This is a genomic window from Pedobacter rhizosphaerae (assembly GCF_900111155.1).
Classification (GTDB): domain Bacteria; phylum Bacteroidota; class Bacteroidia; order Sphingobacteriales; family Sphingobacteriaceae; genus Pedobacter; species Pedobacter rhizosphaerae.
This window is the reverse complement of record NZ_FOGG01000012.1, coordinates 144,738-160,675: the sequence shown is the minus strand read 5'-3', so window position 1 is coordinate 160,675 and position 15,938 is coordinate 144,738. Positions and strand designations below refer to the sequence as shown.

The following is a 15,938-nucleotide window of genomic DNA, read 5'->3' as shown; positions in this document are numbered from 1 at the left end:
ACCAGATATGGCGAAGGCTTCGGCGGTGGCCAGTCCTACCCCACTGGATGCTCCGGTAATGACTACTGTTTTACCAGAAAGGCTGGATGTTGCGTTATGTTTTTGCATAGTGATAATTGATCAAGGTATTCTATTCTGCAACACCAGATTTACTGAAATGTTTGCTGGTGTTGGTTTAAGGCTTGGTTATGCTGAAGTGACGGAGATGATTGAGCGCAGCTTATACCGGTAGCGGGGTAAAACTTTAGCGCCCTGTGTACTGTTTAAGATGATATAAAATATACGCAAGGATATGACAGATCATAAACAGCAGGCAATTGCCATATTGAAGCAGGGATTGGAAACAATCCAGGATAGGGCTTATACCGAGATTGCGGAAATACCTACTGAAGACAGTGAGGATTTTCAGGTCAAGTACAGTTTTGTACATGAGGATATCGAGGGCATTTTTACCGTGGTTGGAAAAGCTGCTCTCGGGGGACCGGAAGAAAGGGTAACACATTTCAGCCTTTCAAGCGAATTCGCAGAGGATTCCCGGCATTATGGATTGGTGGAGGCGAAATCGCAGGTGGATGAGGATTTGGCCAGCGCTGAACTTTATCTAAATGATCACATCAAGGAGGGTTTAAACTAATGGATTATGGGAAAGCCCAGTTACCTGAGTTTTGATGAAACCAGCTATGCCTGGAAATCGGACATCGATTACCGTGAAAATCCTGGCAGCTACCGTGTTGGCAAGGGTGAACAGGTGGTGCTGATCTGTGAACCCTATAAAAGTGAGATTGGCCGGTACTGGCGCTTTAAAACTCCGGAGATAGCCCAGCAGAGCAGTGAAAAAATTTATGCCCTGTTTTTAGCTTACCTGAAAGATGGGGATTTTGTGGGTGCAGATATGGCGCGAAAGTACTTGCAGATGGGCTATACCAGATCCAGGCGTTATGCTAATTATAAAGGGGGCAGGAAATATGATGCCCCTGATGGTTACCGTGAGCTTGAACGTGGTACGGGTGATGAGCAGAAAGCAAAATCAGCAGCCATATTTTACGATCAATGGAAACTGGCGGAAGCAAATGAAGTTTATTCGGCAATAAAAAAGAGCTGGAAAGATGAAAGGGGTTAAAAAACAGCATTTGCCTGAAAAGAAGTGTGCGGTTTGTGGGCGCAGCTTTAGCTGGCGCAAAAAATGGGAAAAGGTCTGGGAAGAAGTAAAGTATTGTTCTGAAAAATGTAGTCGTAGCAGGAAACCACCAACTGGAAATTGAGAGTTGATTGTATGCTCAGATGACACATATCCCCTTGCCCAGGAATACCTCGAAAAATTTCCGGAGATTATCAATATCTTAAGCAAACGCTTCAGTTATGTTTTCATCGATGAGATGCAAGAGATGGGTAAATATCATCACGATTTGCTTAAGACCTTTCTGCGTGATGGACAGCAAGGCTTATTAATGCAGTATCTTCCCAACAAAAGGCAGAAATGCCCGCTGTTTAAAATGCGAATTATATTCTACGGTCATAAAGAAGTCCGTTAATCTAAAACAATATCCTCTATGTGAAACCCGGCCGAAAACCAGCCCGAAAAAACAATCCAGCAGGCCATTTAGCCGAAACAGAAAGTCTTGCAGCCCTTAAAAAATCTACAAAAATATTAGCGGCAAATAACAATCATATTACCTTTTCGCGCATCAATCCGGGTGAGACTAATTTCCCGGGATAAGAAAAGCTGGTTTTCAAGTAAAAGATAACAATTGAAAAATTCTCCAACTCTTAAATTTAGGCACCAGGTCTGTGTTTCACAGGTTTTCTAACATAAGTTAAGGTATGGTTCTAGGTTTCCTGTTGAGAGACAAATACGCTATGCAACTGCTGAGGATATAAAAAACATTAACATGACTAAAATCGGGTAAGGTTTCATATTAACGTGTCGGGGCTGTACATTAAAAAATCGTTTGACGACACAAAATTTCGTCACATCCATGCCTACTACGCCGAGAACGAACTGACAACCATAAATCTTAAAGTTATCTTGAAAAATCGATCTATATGACCCTATTTATCCAGCCCTCAACAAAATTACAGCTACCGGTATTTTCGGTAATGCCATATCAGTGGCGTAATGGGAACATTGTCCGGCGTATACCCGGATAATCTGGTTGAACGCTAAATCGGAATAATTAGGTGAGTAGCGCAAAAATCAAGAAACTTCAACAAGAGTCATTCCTCATAATCCACCATTCTAGCAGTCCCCAACATGTAAGGCCTCGAATTTACTTGTCATTTCCTAAAAAAACTGGCACCACTTTAAAATCATTGCATCATATTTTTAATAACTGCTAAAAGTTAACTGATTTTGCAACAGGCTAAAAACTACCAACTTTGTTATCGGATTCACCGAGAAAAGTTTGCTTGGAAATGCATTGTTTCGAACATATCTCTAAAAACATTCAGAACTGGATGTTTCCCAGGCTATCCCGTTAGGACTCATTTTGACTGAGAGCATCGTTAACGCGATAAAATATGCTTTTATAAATGATAATAAAGGATCGGTTGATATTCAATTGGCCCGCGATGGTGAGCACCATGTAATTTTAAAAGTATCAGATAACGGCATCGGGTTGCCGGAAGGTTTTCACGCTTCAGATCGTTCATCGCTAGGCTTAGATTTAATGCAGGGATTAGCCAAACAATTGAATGGTAAGTTCCATATTGCAGACAATGGCGGTGTACAGATCACCATGAGATTCCTTGTTTTGAAATAATAATTTCGGTCTAACATCCTACGTAGAGCTCACTTATAGTATGAGCTTCCAATTTGCTAGACAGAGAATTCACGAAAGAGTAGATTGGGTCGATTTTCCACATCGTTTGATTTACAAAAAGTTAAATCAAGAGTTCAACTCCCTATTATCTCGATTAGCATTTTGAATCCCATTACTTAACTGAATTGACCTCATCCTATAAACTCCGATGAGATGACTCAGCCTGATGCGCCCGATGTCTAGTCCGCTAATTGTCATATCCACCGTTCCCTTTGGACATCTATAGATTAAATGATAGCTGGTAGCTTTTCCTGAGCCTTTCCTGACAATCCTCTCATCATGAATTTCTTCCCAGAGGAATAGCTCATCACTGAATCTTCTGATTCCCCCGTTTCCGATCACTAGCTGCACATCGCGGTTTAAAAAGTCCTGGACTGAGATCCAGAAAAAAACGCCGCCAAAACAGATAAACAGGGCACCCAGCACATAGCTCCAGAGTGAACTGGGTGAGCCAGGATCATCCTTAGGATAAAATACCCAAAGACCACCTGCACCCAAGATGAGCAATGCTAGAAAAATATTCAAAGCCTGCTTCCACAGGGAAAACCTGATTACAACTTCATCGGGAACGTCCGGATCATCCGAGTGGATATGTTCTTTTTCAAATCTCATACTTCAAACCTAACATTAAAACAAAAAAAACTAACTACAACCATTTCACAGTTAGCTGGTCGGCTACAGTTTGTCCGATAACCGCAGGCACCAGGAAACACTGAAAACCGCACATCAGGAGTTTAATCATTGGCATTTATTAAACTTTTAAACAGCTTGCCCGGTAATCTCCCCGATGAAATTAACAACAAAATGATAAATTAAGTGTTTTCTTGCCAATAAGATGTAATTACGCTTTTACTTATCTGTCAGCGGATGGGCTTTGAAAGGCTAGTAATGCACAAACCCTAATTTAACAACTTGATGAAAACACCTGTTTACCTGTTCATTTGCCTATTATTACTCGCCTGCAGTTCAGGGCCAAAGCAGCCTGCACAGGATATCGATACAACCGGGACATCCGGCACAATCCAAAATCAGGTTCCTTTTGACCTGGCGAAACTGAAATTAAAGGAAGACATTCATATGTTATTGTCCGGAATTTCCGTTAAGCCTGAAATAAGTGAAGCCATCCATACCACCTTAGTGGGTTTCGAAACATTCAAAAGCAGCAATCCGAAAGTTCTTCGCTTTCATGGCAGCGAACTTGCTCTAAAAAACAACTATGTACTGTTCCATTACGAGGTCAAAGACAAGAAACTCGCAGCCTATGAGCTTTTTATCAACAACTGGCAACAGACCGATGTGCTCATTAATAGCCTAAAAAAGATTGTTAAGCCTGTTTTTAGTCAAACCGGAAACAGAGATGGGGCTATAGAACTTGATGAGCAGGGCGACGAAACTACACAGGGGCAAACACAGGCTAAAACTTTCAGGGTTTGGGAAAATGCCAATACTGGTCTCTCCTATTTTCTCAGCACGAGCGGTACCGGAAAAAATCTTTCTGGCAAGCTCACGGTACTGAATCCCACATCTCCGTTTGGCAAGGATTGGATGTCTAGCCAGGCATTAAACTGGTATAAAAATGCGAAGAGCGAACCCTTTTAATACTGTAATTTTGAACTGTTTCTCAAACGCTTTCGGCAGAACCAGACCTGACGAGGTGAACGGGCTTAAGGGTTTCTGAAATGCTAAATTTAAGGTTGATCCTGGGCCAAATTCCTGGTGGCATCTTTGGAAAGTGAGGTTAATAATTTGCCTTTATCTATTCGCCCCATCAAAAGCAGGCTTCAAAGGGTTAGGGGATATCGAACAGAGAAATATCCCTACTTAAATTCAAGGCCTACCTTATCGCCAAAGTCACCCAAAACGACTAAGTTTTGCCTGCCATCCGCATAGAGAATGTCAGTATGCCAGGCTGGATAAACCTGAATTAGAAAAATTCTAATCACACTACTAAGATTATGTGAAAATTGGAGAAATCACCAGGGTGATAATGGTTCGAAACTTGCTAGAGTTTAAACATTCAGTTAAAAAGAAATAGCTATGGGCATATTCAGCAAAAAAGAAAAAAAATCTGAAGTCAAATCTTCCTACAATGAAGAGAACGAAATCAATCTGTTTGACGTTGATATTCACAGTGAGGCATTTTTGGAAAAAGTCCGGGAACTAAAGGATGTAAACAAAAAATTTCAAAAGGGGTTTAACCTTCTTCACTTCGCCTGCGAATATCACAATATCCAGCTAGCGAAAGAATTGCTTGAACGAAATATAGCTATCGAAGAGAAAAATATCCATGGTAACACGCCGCTATGGATTGCAGTATTTAATTCCAAGGAAAACTACGAAATGGTTGACCTGCTCATGTTGCATCATGCGAACCCCAACTCAGTAAATAATGCAGGCAATACTCCGCTTAAACTCGCCGAATCATTCGGTGACGAATTACTAATCCGCCGGCTCAAACCTACTGGATAATCACTCCGTTCTAACTACACTTTAACAGGAACGAATAGCAAAAAAAACGCGTTAACGAAAATAGATGGATAAACCGGAGTATTCTGATCAATCTTTTCGGATTTAAAATTTTTATTAAATCATTAACTAACTCGCAATTATCAATTTGGTGGTGCGTGGTCAAATAGATTGATTGTCCACCGAAGAACTCGATCCTGCGACTTTTGTTCAACAACAATCTTACTTATGGTAAGGGTTCATTTAGAACTCATTACATCCATCCGGCCTTTCAGCATAACGCACTTAAAATAAATGCAAAAGACTTGTTTTTTTTTGCGAACAAGACTTCCAGGTAACAAACATTCATTGAACATTAGAAATCATCGAGTTTGGCTTCCTTAATAATGTCATTAAAAGAATTGAGCAACCCCCTGAAGATGCTATTCAATTCTGATGAGGTAGCTTTAGCTTTTTCAATACGCGTTTTTCCGGTGATAGGTGCAGATTTTAATAAAAGTGAATCCAGACTGGCAGTCAATTCCTCCCCTGCCCTGGGCTGGATATTGAGCAAGATATCATAGATGCGCATGCGGTATTTACCATCTCTGACATCAAGCTGAACACTGAATTTGTATATGGGGTATCCCTCCAGACTGTTCACCAGCGAAGATCTGTTTTCTACGTCCAGAAAAGCTTTTCCGATGAGTTGACCAGTGGTCAGATCTTCCGTTTGCAATACAGGGCCGGTATTCTTGAGCACATCTGCCATCCATTTCTTTGCACTGGCATACAAGAGCGGCTTTTTTACATCCATACCCTCTACTATTTTTTCATAAACCAGTTTACCGTTTTTAACAGGTAAATCCTGTGTAAAATTGTAGCTCTGGCCATAAGAAGAGATTGAAGCAAAGAGCAGCACCAATACCAACCATGATTTCAGCTTAGCTTTTATTTGTTCCATTGCGGTAGGATTATTTTGAAAACGTTTCAAAGATAAATCATTAACTTCTAAAAACCTTCTCAAATCCTTCTTCACTCCTCCCGTTATTATCCTACCTCCAATTTTTAAATTGACCGGGATGTTTATAAAATTGGCTTACTAATGGAGCTATCTTTTAAATGTCCTCCTTTAATGCTAGATTGCTCAATCCCTTATAAATGTTTAGAACAATAAAATCAATAACATTCACTACCTTAAAAGTTAGTGTAATGCAACAAAAACATCAGGGCAAGATTTAAATAATTATTTATCAACAAATCTAAAACTGAGCAAAAAAGTGTCAGTATATAAGACAGTACTACAAAAACAAAGCCCCATAAGTAACTCACTCACAAGGCTTTATATATAATCAGGTACCTGGAAGCAAATTCGAACTGCCACATAAGATTATATCACGATAAAGTAAATGGAAGTCTAAAATAATTGTAAGATAATTCGTTCTTAATTACCTTATTTTCAGGTAAATTTGGTAACAGATTTGTACACAAAAAATAAAGGTGAGTTTTTGGCACATTAAATCAAAAAACAAAATTTAAAATACTGATATACAGCATTTTAAACAGAAGGTTCGAACCCCTTCGGCTCCACTGTAATCAGTATCAAAAATCACCGAAAAACACTAAAAGCCTGCAAATCAACAATTTGCAGGCTTTTGTTTTTTGGTATTTAGTGGCTTTTTGGACAAAAAAACGCATATGCCAGGTCCGTCAAGAGGTGCGTCAAATTTTAAAAAACTGACGTAGCGAATTTGGCTGCAACTATCTGTCAATCAACAAATTTACTTCACACATATTTTCACTTGCGCAAATTAAAAAGGGAATTGTTTCTTTTTCTACCCTAGGTTGGGCCAATATTAAAATCTTTGATCATTTACCGGAGAACAATTGCTGCAATAATTTACTGAGACTCTCTCCGTTCAAATTTCTTGCTATGATGATCCCATTGCTGTCGATCAGATAGTTAGTGGGAATATACTTGATACCGTAGGTTCTTTGAGCCACATTTGCAAAATCACTTAACTGGTACCAGATGGAGATCTTATCCTGTTTAATAGCTCTGAGCCAGTTTTTTTTCAACGTTGGGCTGTCCCTGCTAATGCTGACAATGCTAAAACCATCCCCACTGTACTTTCTAAATTCCTTCACGAGTAATGGGGCTTGCTGCCGACACGGGCCGCACCAACTCGCCCAAAAATCTATCAATATATATTTAGCTTTTATTGCCCTTATACTTATAGCTCTACCGGAAGTATCCAAAAGGGACACATCCGGGAACTCATTCCCTACGGACATCCGTTTTGCCAGCTCAATACTACTTTCCAGAATAAGAGCAGAAGGCATTTTTCTCACCTGCTCTCCCATTTCACCGAGGAGTGAACTGATCTTTTCCGGTTCGCTCTTGATGCGTTGATCTGCTATTGGCCGATCAGCGTACCGTGTCAGGGCATACAGACCAATTGCCTCATTTGGAAAAGAGCGGACGGTCTTCAGATAAATTTCATTATCAATCACATTTTCAATTGAGTCTCTGATTTTTCCAATTTCTGCTTCTACATCTTCAGTTTTTCTGTTCACATAGCTGACTGGTCTAACCAGGCTGTCGGATAGGGTTTTATAGGATCTGACACCGCGATCTAAGTTTAATACCTTGCCTGCGAATAGGCTGACCAAAGGAGCAACTAATTTGGCTTCATAGTTGTCAGTTACCAAAATATCCATCTTAGATCCGCTCCAAAAGGATGTTGATGTTTCGGGTTTATCCTTCCACTGGATATTTATAACGTAAAGCTCTGGTTCTTCAAAGCTGGTGCTGTAAAAAACCCTCTGGTTCACAACAGCCAGCGTATCATTTTTTACAGTGTAACCGTCAAGCGCTACTTTTTGCAGTATGACGAACTTAGGAACATCCTTAACTGCCCTAAGGTCTATATCAAATTGATCATTAGAATCATTCTGTTGAGCTTCTACTCTATATGTTAGCATTAGAAGTATAATGATCGTAGTAACGGCCTTCATGTTTTTCGTTAGTAAATTCAGGTACTGTTATAATGCATCAATACTCTTCTTTAGCTCGATTCCGTTAGGACTTTTCTTAAGTCTTTCGGATAACAGAGAATATAGAACTTTAAGAGGCTGTTTTTTGTCCATATCTCCCCTAGAAGGAGCATCATTCATCTGAACCATTTTGTCTATCATGGATAGGCTTACGGGTGAATCCGGATATTTTTTTATAAATTCAACACTTTTTCCCTGCGCTACTGCGGGCTTGCTTTCATCCCACTGTTTAGTTAAGATACCTCCAGAAGTAACTTTTGACTTTGATGCCAGCTGGCTGTTTTCGATCTCGAAAGTTACCTCTTCCAGGATCACCGGCCTAAGGTTTTTCCTCCCATTGATCCAGACTCCCTGTTTGAGTTTTGAGTATAGCTCATCCATCGTGATGTTACCTCTTTCATCAACAAACAGAACTGCAGGTTTTAAATTTTCACCTTTTAAATCTGTTTTACCTGAGAAACTGAAGCTATTATTTTTAATTGGAACTACCTTGAACATCTCTTTATTCTTGGCAACAACAAGATAGGCAAACTTTGCTGTTTTGTCGTTTATAACAGTCCCTTTAACAAGATAGCTGGTCGTCTGCGCATTGATCAAAAGGGGTAAAATGGAAAGAAGTATTAGGTGTATAATTTTTTTCATACAGGAAATTAGTAATTTTTTTCTGGTATGACGAATCATACAATAAAATTAATTAATTAGACAAAATTATGAACAACAGCCATCAGAGCAATCATAGACCCGATCATCATTAGGATCTGCTTCCTGCCTATAATAACACAACAGTTAAAGCAGATACCATATTAATTACAGAAATAAAATTTAACTGAAGGTGAGTTTTTGCCGTCCAAGCAAAACAAACGGAGATCAAAATCTTAATTTACAAGTCATTATATGCTAACTGTTATTTTTAGCCATTTCTATCTTTGCAGAAAGCTCACCTACAGCAGCTTCGTTATTTCCAGCAACCTAATCTGTGTTGCGTACTTTCTGTTCCTGTAGGTATTCCGTTGGCCTCATATTGAGCGGCAAACAGAAGGTTATTCAACCTGTCAAATGGAAATCATGTTGCTATTATACTTTGAGAATCAGAACTGGTTGCGTAAAGTGTGATGGCAACACTTGGGTTGATCATGTGGCGGCCAAAACTAAGGTTGATGTACGCATTTGTTCTGCTCTGGATATTTGAAGAGTTATTATTGGTTGCGGTGTAAGATCCTTTCCTACCTAAATCAGTCACGCCATTGAAACGGCTGTGTTCTGCAGAATAAAAAAGATCAGTACTCCCCTTTTCGCGACTGAGGCTTAAACTTGTAGAAATGCGTGAATTGCGCACAGGCGAATAATCAACCAAAAATTTATTTCTAACGTTGAATGATTCGGTGCTGTTTATGTTATTTAAATTTGCATCGTAGAAGGAGGTTGCTTACCCTAAAAGCGTACCCAGTTATGAATAGCGCGGAATGATTATTTATCAATCTCTTTTTAATCATAATTTTATTAGCTTTATACATAATAAATTCTCTCAAATGACTTTAGCTTTTATCAATCTTGGTACCCCAGAAATTTTATTGATTTTATCTCTGGCATGTATTTCCCTAATCGCGGTTGCAGCATATGGTAAAAACACCATTTTAGGATTCTTCGGTTCATTACTTTTAGCGATAATTATTACGCCGATCCCCGCATTTGTGATCATCTGGCTGTTCTTTAAAAAGACGGCAACATCTTAGGCATTTCATTCCGGGAGGGCATCTGCCCGGGTATGCTTGGTACGCTTTCCAGGCTGCATAACAATATTGATTACTATATTTCAGGGTATAAAAGGGCCCGAACTGGCATATGCGAGTCGATTCTTTGTTCAGTCTAAGATTGACAGACATGAATAACAATTCCCAAATCAGTTGCCCGTAACCACTTTAAATTATAGATATGAGAAGCATACTTTTTCTAATTATCCTGATGGTCTCTTTCCAAGTCAATAAAGCACAATTCATAGCCACGCCCAAAGTGACGCCTATGCATAAGTTCTTTCAGCAATACGCAGATAGTACAGTAATTATTGAATACCAAAACGAGGGGAACGAACCCACTAAATACCGGCTAATATGTAAAAAAGAAGGATTAATAAACGCCTTCATTTACGAGCCAATAGATACAAGTTGGAAACTGATAAGTAAGATAAAATCTCAAACACCCAAAGAATTATGGCAGGAATTAGCGGCTAAAAAAGTATTGTTCCAATATATGCCAGCAGATATCAACATTTTCTTCCAGGCCTCAAAAATAAGCCAGAAAAAGGCCAATCTTGCCTGGAAGAGTATCCAAAAATTGAGCTTATGGAAACTTGTGGACGATAGCAGTTTCGGAATCGGTTGTAATGGAAGAACCACTGGAGATGCATTGGAAGGCAAGCCAAACATCATTCATCTGATTACAAAGGACAATATCAAAACGCTGATATACCAATATCCCGAGTTCTATGAAAAACGTTGTCCAGGAAATGAGAACAGGCAAAAAATAATTGCTCTTAATAATTTTTTCAGTTTGGAATTTGAGAAATTCAAGGATGATGAAACCAGATAAGGTCTACTTGACTTTAACGAGTAAAAAAATAAGTATGCCTTCCCCCCTTATCGCCAAAGTCACCCAAACGACGAGGTTATGCCTGCCATCCGCATGGAGAATGTCACTATGCCAAGGCTGGATAAACCTGAATTAAAAAAATTCTAATCACACCACTAAGATTATGTGAAAATTGGAGAAATCACCAGGGTGATAATGGTTAAAGTTAGCTTAAAGGATTAGAGAAGCCGGGAACTTACTGCCCAATGGCTAAGGGTATCGAGAAGTAAAAAGTTGAACTTTCCCCCAATTCACTCTCTGCCCATATCCTCCCCTGATGCCTTTGAATAATTTCAGAAGAAAGATAAAGCCCGATACCGAAGCCGGCAACGGTAGCAGTTTTTGAATTTTCTACCCGGTAAAACCTTTCAAACAACCGTGGAAGATCAGTGGTACTAATTCCCATGCCCTGGTCGATAATTTTAAATACCGCGTTGCTACCATCCTGGAAGCAACTAATCGAAATGTCAGTATTTCCTGATGAATACTTTATGGCATTACTGATCAAGTTATTAATCACCTGTCCGAGTTTCTCCCAATCTGCCATAATAAATAATTCAGGCCCATAATTTTCCTGGAACCGGTGATCTACGATATCGCCCTTATATTCTTCAAGGATTTCCTGAACCAGCTTATTTAATTCTACTTTCTCAAAATCGATCATGATTTTGCCGGATTCTAAACGCGCTACGTTCAGAAATCCGTTAATCATATTGGTCATCTTAACAATCTGCCGGTTTGCCCCTTCCAGAGCTTTCATTGGAAAAGCCAGTTTTTCAATTTTTGCCTTCAACTGTAAAACCTGAATATACCCTTTCACGGAAGTTAATGGCGTTTTCAGCTCATGGCTAACCATGGCAATAAAATCATTTTTTCTCTGTTCATCCTGTTTCTGGTCGGTAACATCCATCAACACAGCAGATACGCTCACAAAATTACCACTTTCATCCTTTTTACATTTGCCAACCACCCTCATCCATCGCTTTTCTCCTGTTAGCAAATGCTTTATCGGATAAGTGCTGTCTACCGGGGAACCGTAAATGATACAATTTTCGAGGACCTTGTTGAGTCCAGGAATGTAGGCCGGATCTACTGCTGAAAGGACCATTTCCCAGCTAATTTCACCCGAAACAGGTAAGCCGTAAAGTTCACGGAATCTTTCAGACATTTCTGCCCTACCGGTTTTTAAATCCAGGCTGCAGCTACCTAACTCCCCGGCATTAAAAGCAGAGTGAAGATTATCCTCACTTTCCCTTAAATCCTTAAGTGCATTAAACAACTCATGGTTTTTAGCTTCAAGTTCCGCTGTTCTGTCCTGAACAATCCTTTCCAGATTTTCGTTTAATTCTTCACCTAACCGCTGCGCTTCTTCCAATTCTGCATTTTTGATTTGTAAAAGCTGTTGTGTTTTCTTAATGTCTGTTAAATCGGTAATGATAACACTTAGAGAAATACTTTCATCCAGATCAAGTTGTTTCAGTGAAAGTTGCACAGGGGTATTATTTCCGCTGCTATTTTTTAAAAGAAGTTCTGCCTTGGTTTCTTTCTGCCAGGCTTGAGTTATTACTTCTTTAGCTAAATCTTTGTAACCTGGTTCTATAAAATCCAGGAAATCCTTTCCAATTAGCCTTTCCAATGGCGATTGACAGAGTGCTGCAAATTGGGAATTGCAATAAGAAATGATCCCGTCGCGGTTAAGGGTAAGGGCACTTTCGATCATTTGTTCAATGAATATCCGATAGGAATGGTCAGCACTTTTTAAAGTGAAAAGCTGATGACCATCTTTTCCATTTACCACTAACGCATCTACCTCACCACTACGGATAGCATCAATAATATCATTTGCTTCCTCCAGTTGAATTTGAATTTCACGATAGGCCGCCTCAAGCTTAATATAATCGCTGGATTTATCCATTTATCAATACTTAATTCCTAGCCCTATTAAAACCCTCTCGCGGTCAGAAAAATCACCAATCAAGCGCTTTTTTGGAGATGGTGTTTTTTTAATCAGCATAGGCATAGCGGTTACATTTTCATCCCTAACCAATAATGGTTGCTGATGGGCATCAATAACCTCCAAGGTGTATCTGTTTTGGAGAAACTCTTCACAAATAACACGAAGGTTTGTTACCGCGCGAACCGAAATAGGTGATGAACCGGCAATAAATAGCCGCAAAGTATAGTGCTCATCAACTAATTGGGTATGGGGATTCAACTGACCGCTTTCTTCCATTGCTATTTTTTTTACCTGGGCCGGATATCCAATCCCACTAATACTTTTTCAACGTTAGATAGATCGCCTATGATTTTTCTAACTGGTTCCGGTACTTTTTTCACCAAAGTTGGAATAGCCAGAATCTGGTCTCCCTCTGCAAGCTGAGGCTTTTCCAATAAATCTATCACTTCGATACTGTACTTACCCTCCAGATGTTCCTCACAAATCTTTTTCAGGTTGGCTAAAGCAACAACCGATTTAGATGTTTTACCTGCAACATATAGCCGCAACTCATATATTTTACCCACTATCTACTTTTCTTTTTTGATTTAATTGGCTTCGAAACATCAGCCCGGCGAAGATCAGTCATTTTCGAAAGTGTATCCCCCATTATCTGCTTTTTTAAAGCTTCCTCTACATAAACTTTATTTAATTCTTCCTCTGCTGATTCAAATTCAGACCTGAGACTATCAATTTTAGACTCAAGAACTTTTCGTTTCCTGATCAGCTCTCTGTCTTTTCTGCTGATGGCCTGCTCGTGAATAATCTCACCGGTTTGCTCTAAAAGCAACCTGGCCTCTCTTGCAGAGCCCGTTAAAACCCCTTCCTCAGTCAAAAACACATCTACCAGATCCAGTCCATTATCCGTGATAACAAACTCCCTGATCTGATTGGAATGTTTCATTCCCCTGGACTTCATGATATATAACCCCCTGTTACGTTCGCCATTGTTCTCGATATCACGGATCAGTAGCCAGGCATCAACCAAAGAAGAAACGCCTTCATCGGTCTGCTCATTAACAATATTATTGAGCGTTAAGGCAGTAAACATAACTGTTATTTGCTCGGTTTGTAAAAAATCTATCAAACGGACTAACATCGTTTTCACCTCGCTTACCGAACCGATTGTAATCAGGTTAGTAATGGGATCGAGAATAACAACATCAGGTTTAAATTTACGTATGGCCTTATGGATCGCAACCAGGTGCATTTCTAAGCCAAACAAAGTTGGCCGGGAGGCATAAAATTCCAGGTACCCTTTATCTACATGTTTTTGCAGATCCATACCGATTGAACGCATATTGCGTATGATTTGTTTTGGGGATTCCTCAAAAGCGAAGAATAGGCACTTTTCCTTTCTTAAACAGGTAGCATTGGCAAAACTGGCAGCAATCCTCGTTTTACCTGTACCTGCAGTGCCTGACGCAAGGATACTACTGCCCCGGTAAAATCCTGCGTTACCCAGCATCTGATCCAATGCGGGAACACCCGAGGAAATGCTGTCAGACGAAACATCCTTATTCAGTTCCAAAGAGGTTACCGGTAATACCGATATCCCTTCATCATCTATCAGAAATGGATATTCATTTGTCCCGTGAACTGATCCGCGGTACTTCACAATCCTAAGCCTGCGGGTTGAGATCTGGTTAATGATACGGTGATCCAAGAGAATAACACAATCAGAAACATACTCTTCCAATCCCTGCCGCGTGAGGCTTTTTTCACCACGCTCGCCGGTAATAATGGCTGTTACCCCCTTTGATTTAAGGAACTGAAATAATCTACGGATTTCAGCCCGCAATATCCCCTCATTTTTAAGCCCAGAAAAAAGGTTCTCAATGGTATCCAGTACTACGCGCTTGGCACCAATACTATCTATAGCGTACCCCAGGCGGATGAATAATCCTTCAAGGTCATATTCACCAGTTTCCTCTATCTCAGCACGGTCAATATGCACATAATCAATGCGTATCTTTTTATCAGATTCCAATTTTTCGAGATCAAAACCTAAAGAAGCAACATTGGTTTTAAGTTCATCAGCCTTTTCTTCAAAGGCCATAAATACACCAGGCTCGCCATAATTCAGCGCTCCCTTAACAATAAATTCTATGGAAAAGAGTGTTTTTCCTGAACCTGCCTCTCCGCAGATCAGCGTTGGACGGCCAGAAGGCAATCCGCCCATTGTGATTTCATCAAGTCCGGATATTCCGGTGAGTGTTTAGAGATTGCTGCATTTAGGAGAATCCCTGGCTGTTTTTTTGCTTTAGCCATTCATAATAAATTAATAGATAAAGCTATTAAAAATAGTGTGTATTCCAAGTTCCAAACCACAACAGCCCGGAATAGCAGTTTAAGTCAGTTACAATTTTCATTTTGCAACAGAAAATCATGGTACTTAATTTGCTAGAAACGACATCATCCACAAGACACCCTATATGACCCATAACGAATTCAGTCAGCAGACCTCTTTATTGGCTCCGGCATTGTATCAATTTGCAATGCGCCATACCCAGAACCCGGAAGATGCTGATGACCTGGTTCAGGATACCATGATGAAAGCCTTCAAATATTATACACAATTTGAGACAGGAAGTAACCTTAAGGCCTGGTTATTCACCATTATGAAAAACACTTTCATCAATAACTACAGGCGCAAGACTAAAACCAATGCACTAATTAGTCAAAATGATGAGGTGAGTTACCAGGAATTAAAATATAGTGCCACTCAAAATGCAGGGGAAGGCACAATGATAATGAAAGACATCAGAAAAGCACTTCAAAATATTCCTGAATACTATTCAACACCATTTATCCGTCATTTTGAGGGCTATAAATACCATGAGATTGCAGTGCAGTTGAACTTGCCTATTGGCACGGTTAAAACCCGGATCCATGTTGCCAGGAAGCTTTTAAAAGAATACCTGCAAAGCTATTCCAATTACGACTATAAAAAAGGACTTGTATAATCATTATTTATACCTATGCAGAACACCCTT

Annotated in this window: 18 protein-coding genes; 9 read left to right on the top strand and 9 right to left on the bottom strand. The window is 39.7% G+C overall.

Features of this window, described 5'->3' with window-relative positions:
* Positions 1-292: 292 nt before the first annotated feature.
* From BMX11_RS11955 to BMX11_RS11935, 4 genes are all read left to right on the top strand, one after another.
* Positions 293-634, top strand: a complete 342-nt coding sequence (locus tag BMX11_RS11955; protein WP_090884523.1) for a hypothetical protein — start codon at positions 293-295, stop codon at positions 632-634.
* A gap of 6 nt (positions 635-640) precedes the next feature.
* The gene (locus tag BMX11_RS11950) at positions 641-1,120 is read left to right on the top strand and encodes a DUF4385 domain-containing protein (protein ID WP_090884521.1); all 480 of its coding nucleotides are present in this window, start codon (positions 641-643) and stop codon (positions 1,118-1,120) included.
* Positions 1,107-1,262, top strand: coding sequence for a DUF2256 domain-containing protein (locus BMX11_RS24725; RefSeq protein WP_090884519.1), 156 nt, complete (start codon positions 1,107-1,109; stop codon positions 1,260-1,262). The genes BMX11_RS11950 and BMX11_RS24725 overlap by 14 nt, the downstream gene beginning before the upstream one ends.
* Positions 1,263-2,450: 1,188 nt before the next feature.
* Positions 2,451-2,759, top strand: a complete 309-nt coding sequence (locus BMX11_RS11935) for a sensor histidine kinase (RefSeq protein WP_090884515.1) — start codon at positions 2,451-2,453, stop codon at positions 2,757-2,759.
* Between the two features lie 126 nt (positions 2,760-2,885).
* On the opposite strand, the gene BMX11_RS11930 is transcribed toward BMX11_RS11935, so the two are convergent.
* Entirely contained in the window at positions 2,886-3,431 is a 546-nt protein-coding gene (locus tag BMX11_RS11930) for a hypothetical protein (RefSeq protein ID WP_090884513.1), read from the bottom strand.
* Positions 3,432-3,734: 303 nt separating this feature from the next.
* Here BMX11_RS11930 and BMX11_RS11925 point away from each other — a divergent pair, with 303 nt between their 5' ends.
* The gene (locus BMX11_RS11925) at positions 3,735-4,418 is read left to right on the top strand and encodes a hypothetical protein (protein ID WP_090884511.1); all 684 of its coding nucleotides are present in this window, start codon (positions 3,735-3,737) and stop codon (positions 4,416-4,418) included.
* 438 nt (positions 4,419-4,856) lie between these two features.
* A complete protein-coding gene (locus tag BMX11_RS11920; protein WP_090884509.1) occupies positions 4,857-5,288 on the top strand; it encodes an ankyrin repeat domain-containing protein in 432 nt (143 codons plus the stop codon).
* Positions 5,289-5,640: 352 nt separating this feature from the next.
* On the opposite strand, the gene BMX11_RS11915 is transcribed toward BMX11_RS11920, so the two are convergent.
* The 4 genes from BMX11_RS11915 to BMX11_RS11900 form a co-directional block, all read right to left on the bottom strand.
* Positions 5,641-6,228 carry a DUF4468 domain-containing protein gene (locus BMX11_RS11915; protein WP_139180176.1) on the bottom strand — a complete coding sequence of 196 codons (588 nt, stop codon included), beginning with the start codon at positions 6,226-6,228 and terminating at the stop codon, positions 5,641-5,643.
* Positions 6,229-7,133: 905 nt separating this feature from the next.
* A complete protein-coding gene (locus BMX11_RS11910) occupies positions 7,134-8,282 on the bottom strand; it encodes a TlpA family protein disulfide reductase (RefSeq protein WP_090884505.1) in 1,149 nt (382 codons plus the stop codon).
* A 27-nt stretch (positions 8,283-8,309) separates the two neighbouring features.
* Positions 8,310-8,963, bottom strand: coding sequence for a hypothetical protein (locus tag BMX11_RS11905; protein ID WP_139180175.1), 654 nt, complete (start codon positions 8,961-8,963; stop codon positions 8,310-8,312).
* 421 nt (positions 8,964-9,384) lie between these two features.
* A complete protein-coding gene (locus BMX11_RS11900; protein ID WP_139180174.1) occupies positions 9,385-9,657 on the bottom strand; it encodes a hypothetical protein in 273 nt (90 codons plus the stop codon).
* A 193-nt stretch (positions 9,658-9,850) separates the two neighbouring features.
* Here BMX11_RS11900 and BMX11_RS11895 point away from each other — a divergent pair, with 193 nt between their 5' ends.
* Complete coding sequence (locus BMX11_RS11895) at positions 9,851-10,054, top strand: hypothetical protein (protein WP_090884499.1); 204 nt, start codon at positions 9,851-9,853, stop codon at positions 10,052-10,054.
* Positions 10,055-10,253: 199 nt separating this feature from the next.
* Complete coding sequence (locus tag BMX11_RS11890; RefSeq protein WP_090884498.1) at positions 10,254-10,907, top strand: hypothetical protein; 654 nt, start codon at positions 10,254-10,256, stop codon at positions 10,905-10,907.
* A gap of 235 nt (positions 10,908-11,142) precedes the next feature.
* On the opposite strand, the gene BMX11_RS11885 is transcribed toward BMX11_RS11890, so the two are convergent.
* From BMX11_RS11885 to kaiC, 4 genes are read right to left on the bottom strand one after another with little or no spacing between them, the layout of a single operon-like run.
* Complete coding sequence (locus BMX11_RS11885; protein ID WP_090884496.1) at positions 11,143-12,861, bottom strand: sensor histidine kinase; 1,719 nt, start codon at positions 12,859-12,861, stop codon at positions 11,143-11,145.
* A 3-nt stretch (positions 12,862-12,864) separates the two neighbouring features.
* Entirely contained in the window at positions 12,865-13,179 is a 315-nt protein-coding gene (locus BMX11_RS11880; protein ID WP_090884494.1) for a circadian clock KaiB family protein, read from the bottom strand.
* Between the two features lie 11 nt (positions 13,180-13,190).
* Positions 13,191-13,469 carry a circadian clock protein KaiB gene (gene kaiB / locus BMX11_RS11875; protein ID WP_217643826.1) on the bottom strand — a complete coding sequence of 93 codons (279 nt, stop codon included), beginning with the start codon at positions 13,467-13,469 and terminating at the stop codon, positions 13,191-13,193.
* A complete protein-coding gene (kaiC, locus tag BMX11_RS11870; RefSeq protein WP_262502415.1) occupies positions 13,469-15,148 on the bottom strand; it encodes a circadian clock protein KaiC in 1,680 nt (559 codons plus the stop codon). The genes kaiB and kaiC overlap by 1 nt, the downstream gene beginning before the upstream one ends.
* Before the next feature lie 229 nt (positions 15,149-15,377).
* On the opposite strand from kaiC, the gene BMX11_RS11865 reads away from it, so the two are divergent.
* Entirely contained in the window at positions 15,378-15,908 is a 531-nt protein-coding gene (locus tag BMX11_RS11865; RefSeq protein ID WP_090884488.1) for an RNA polymerase sigma factor, read from the top strand.
* The last annotated feature ends 30 nt before the right edge of the window (positions 15,909-15,938 follow it).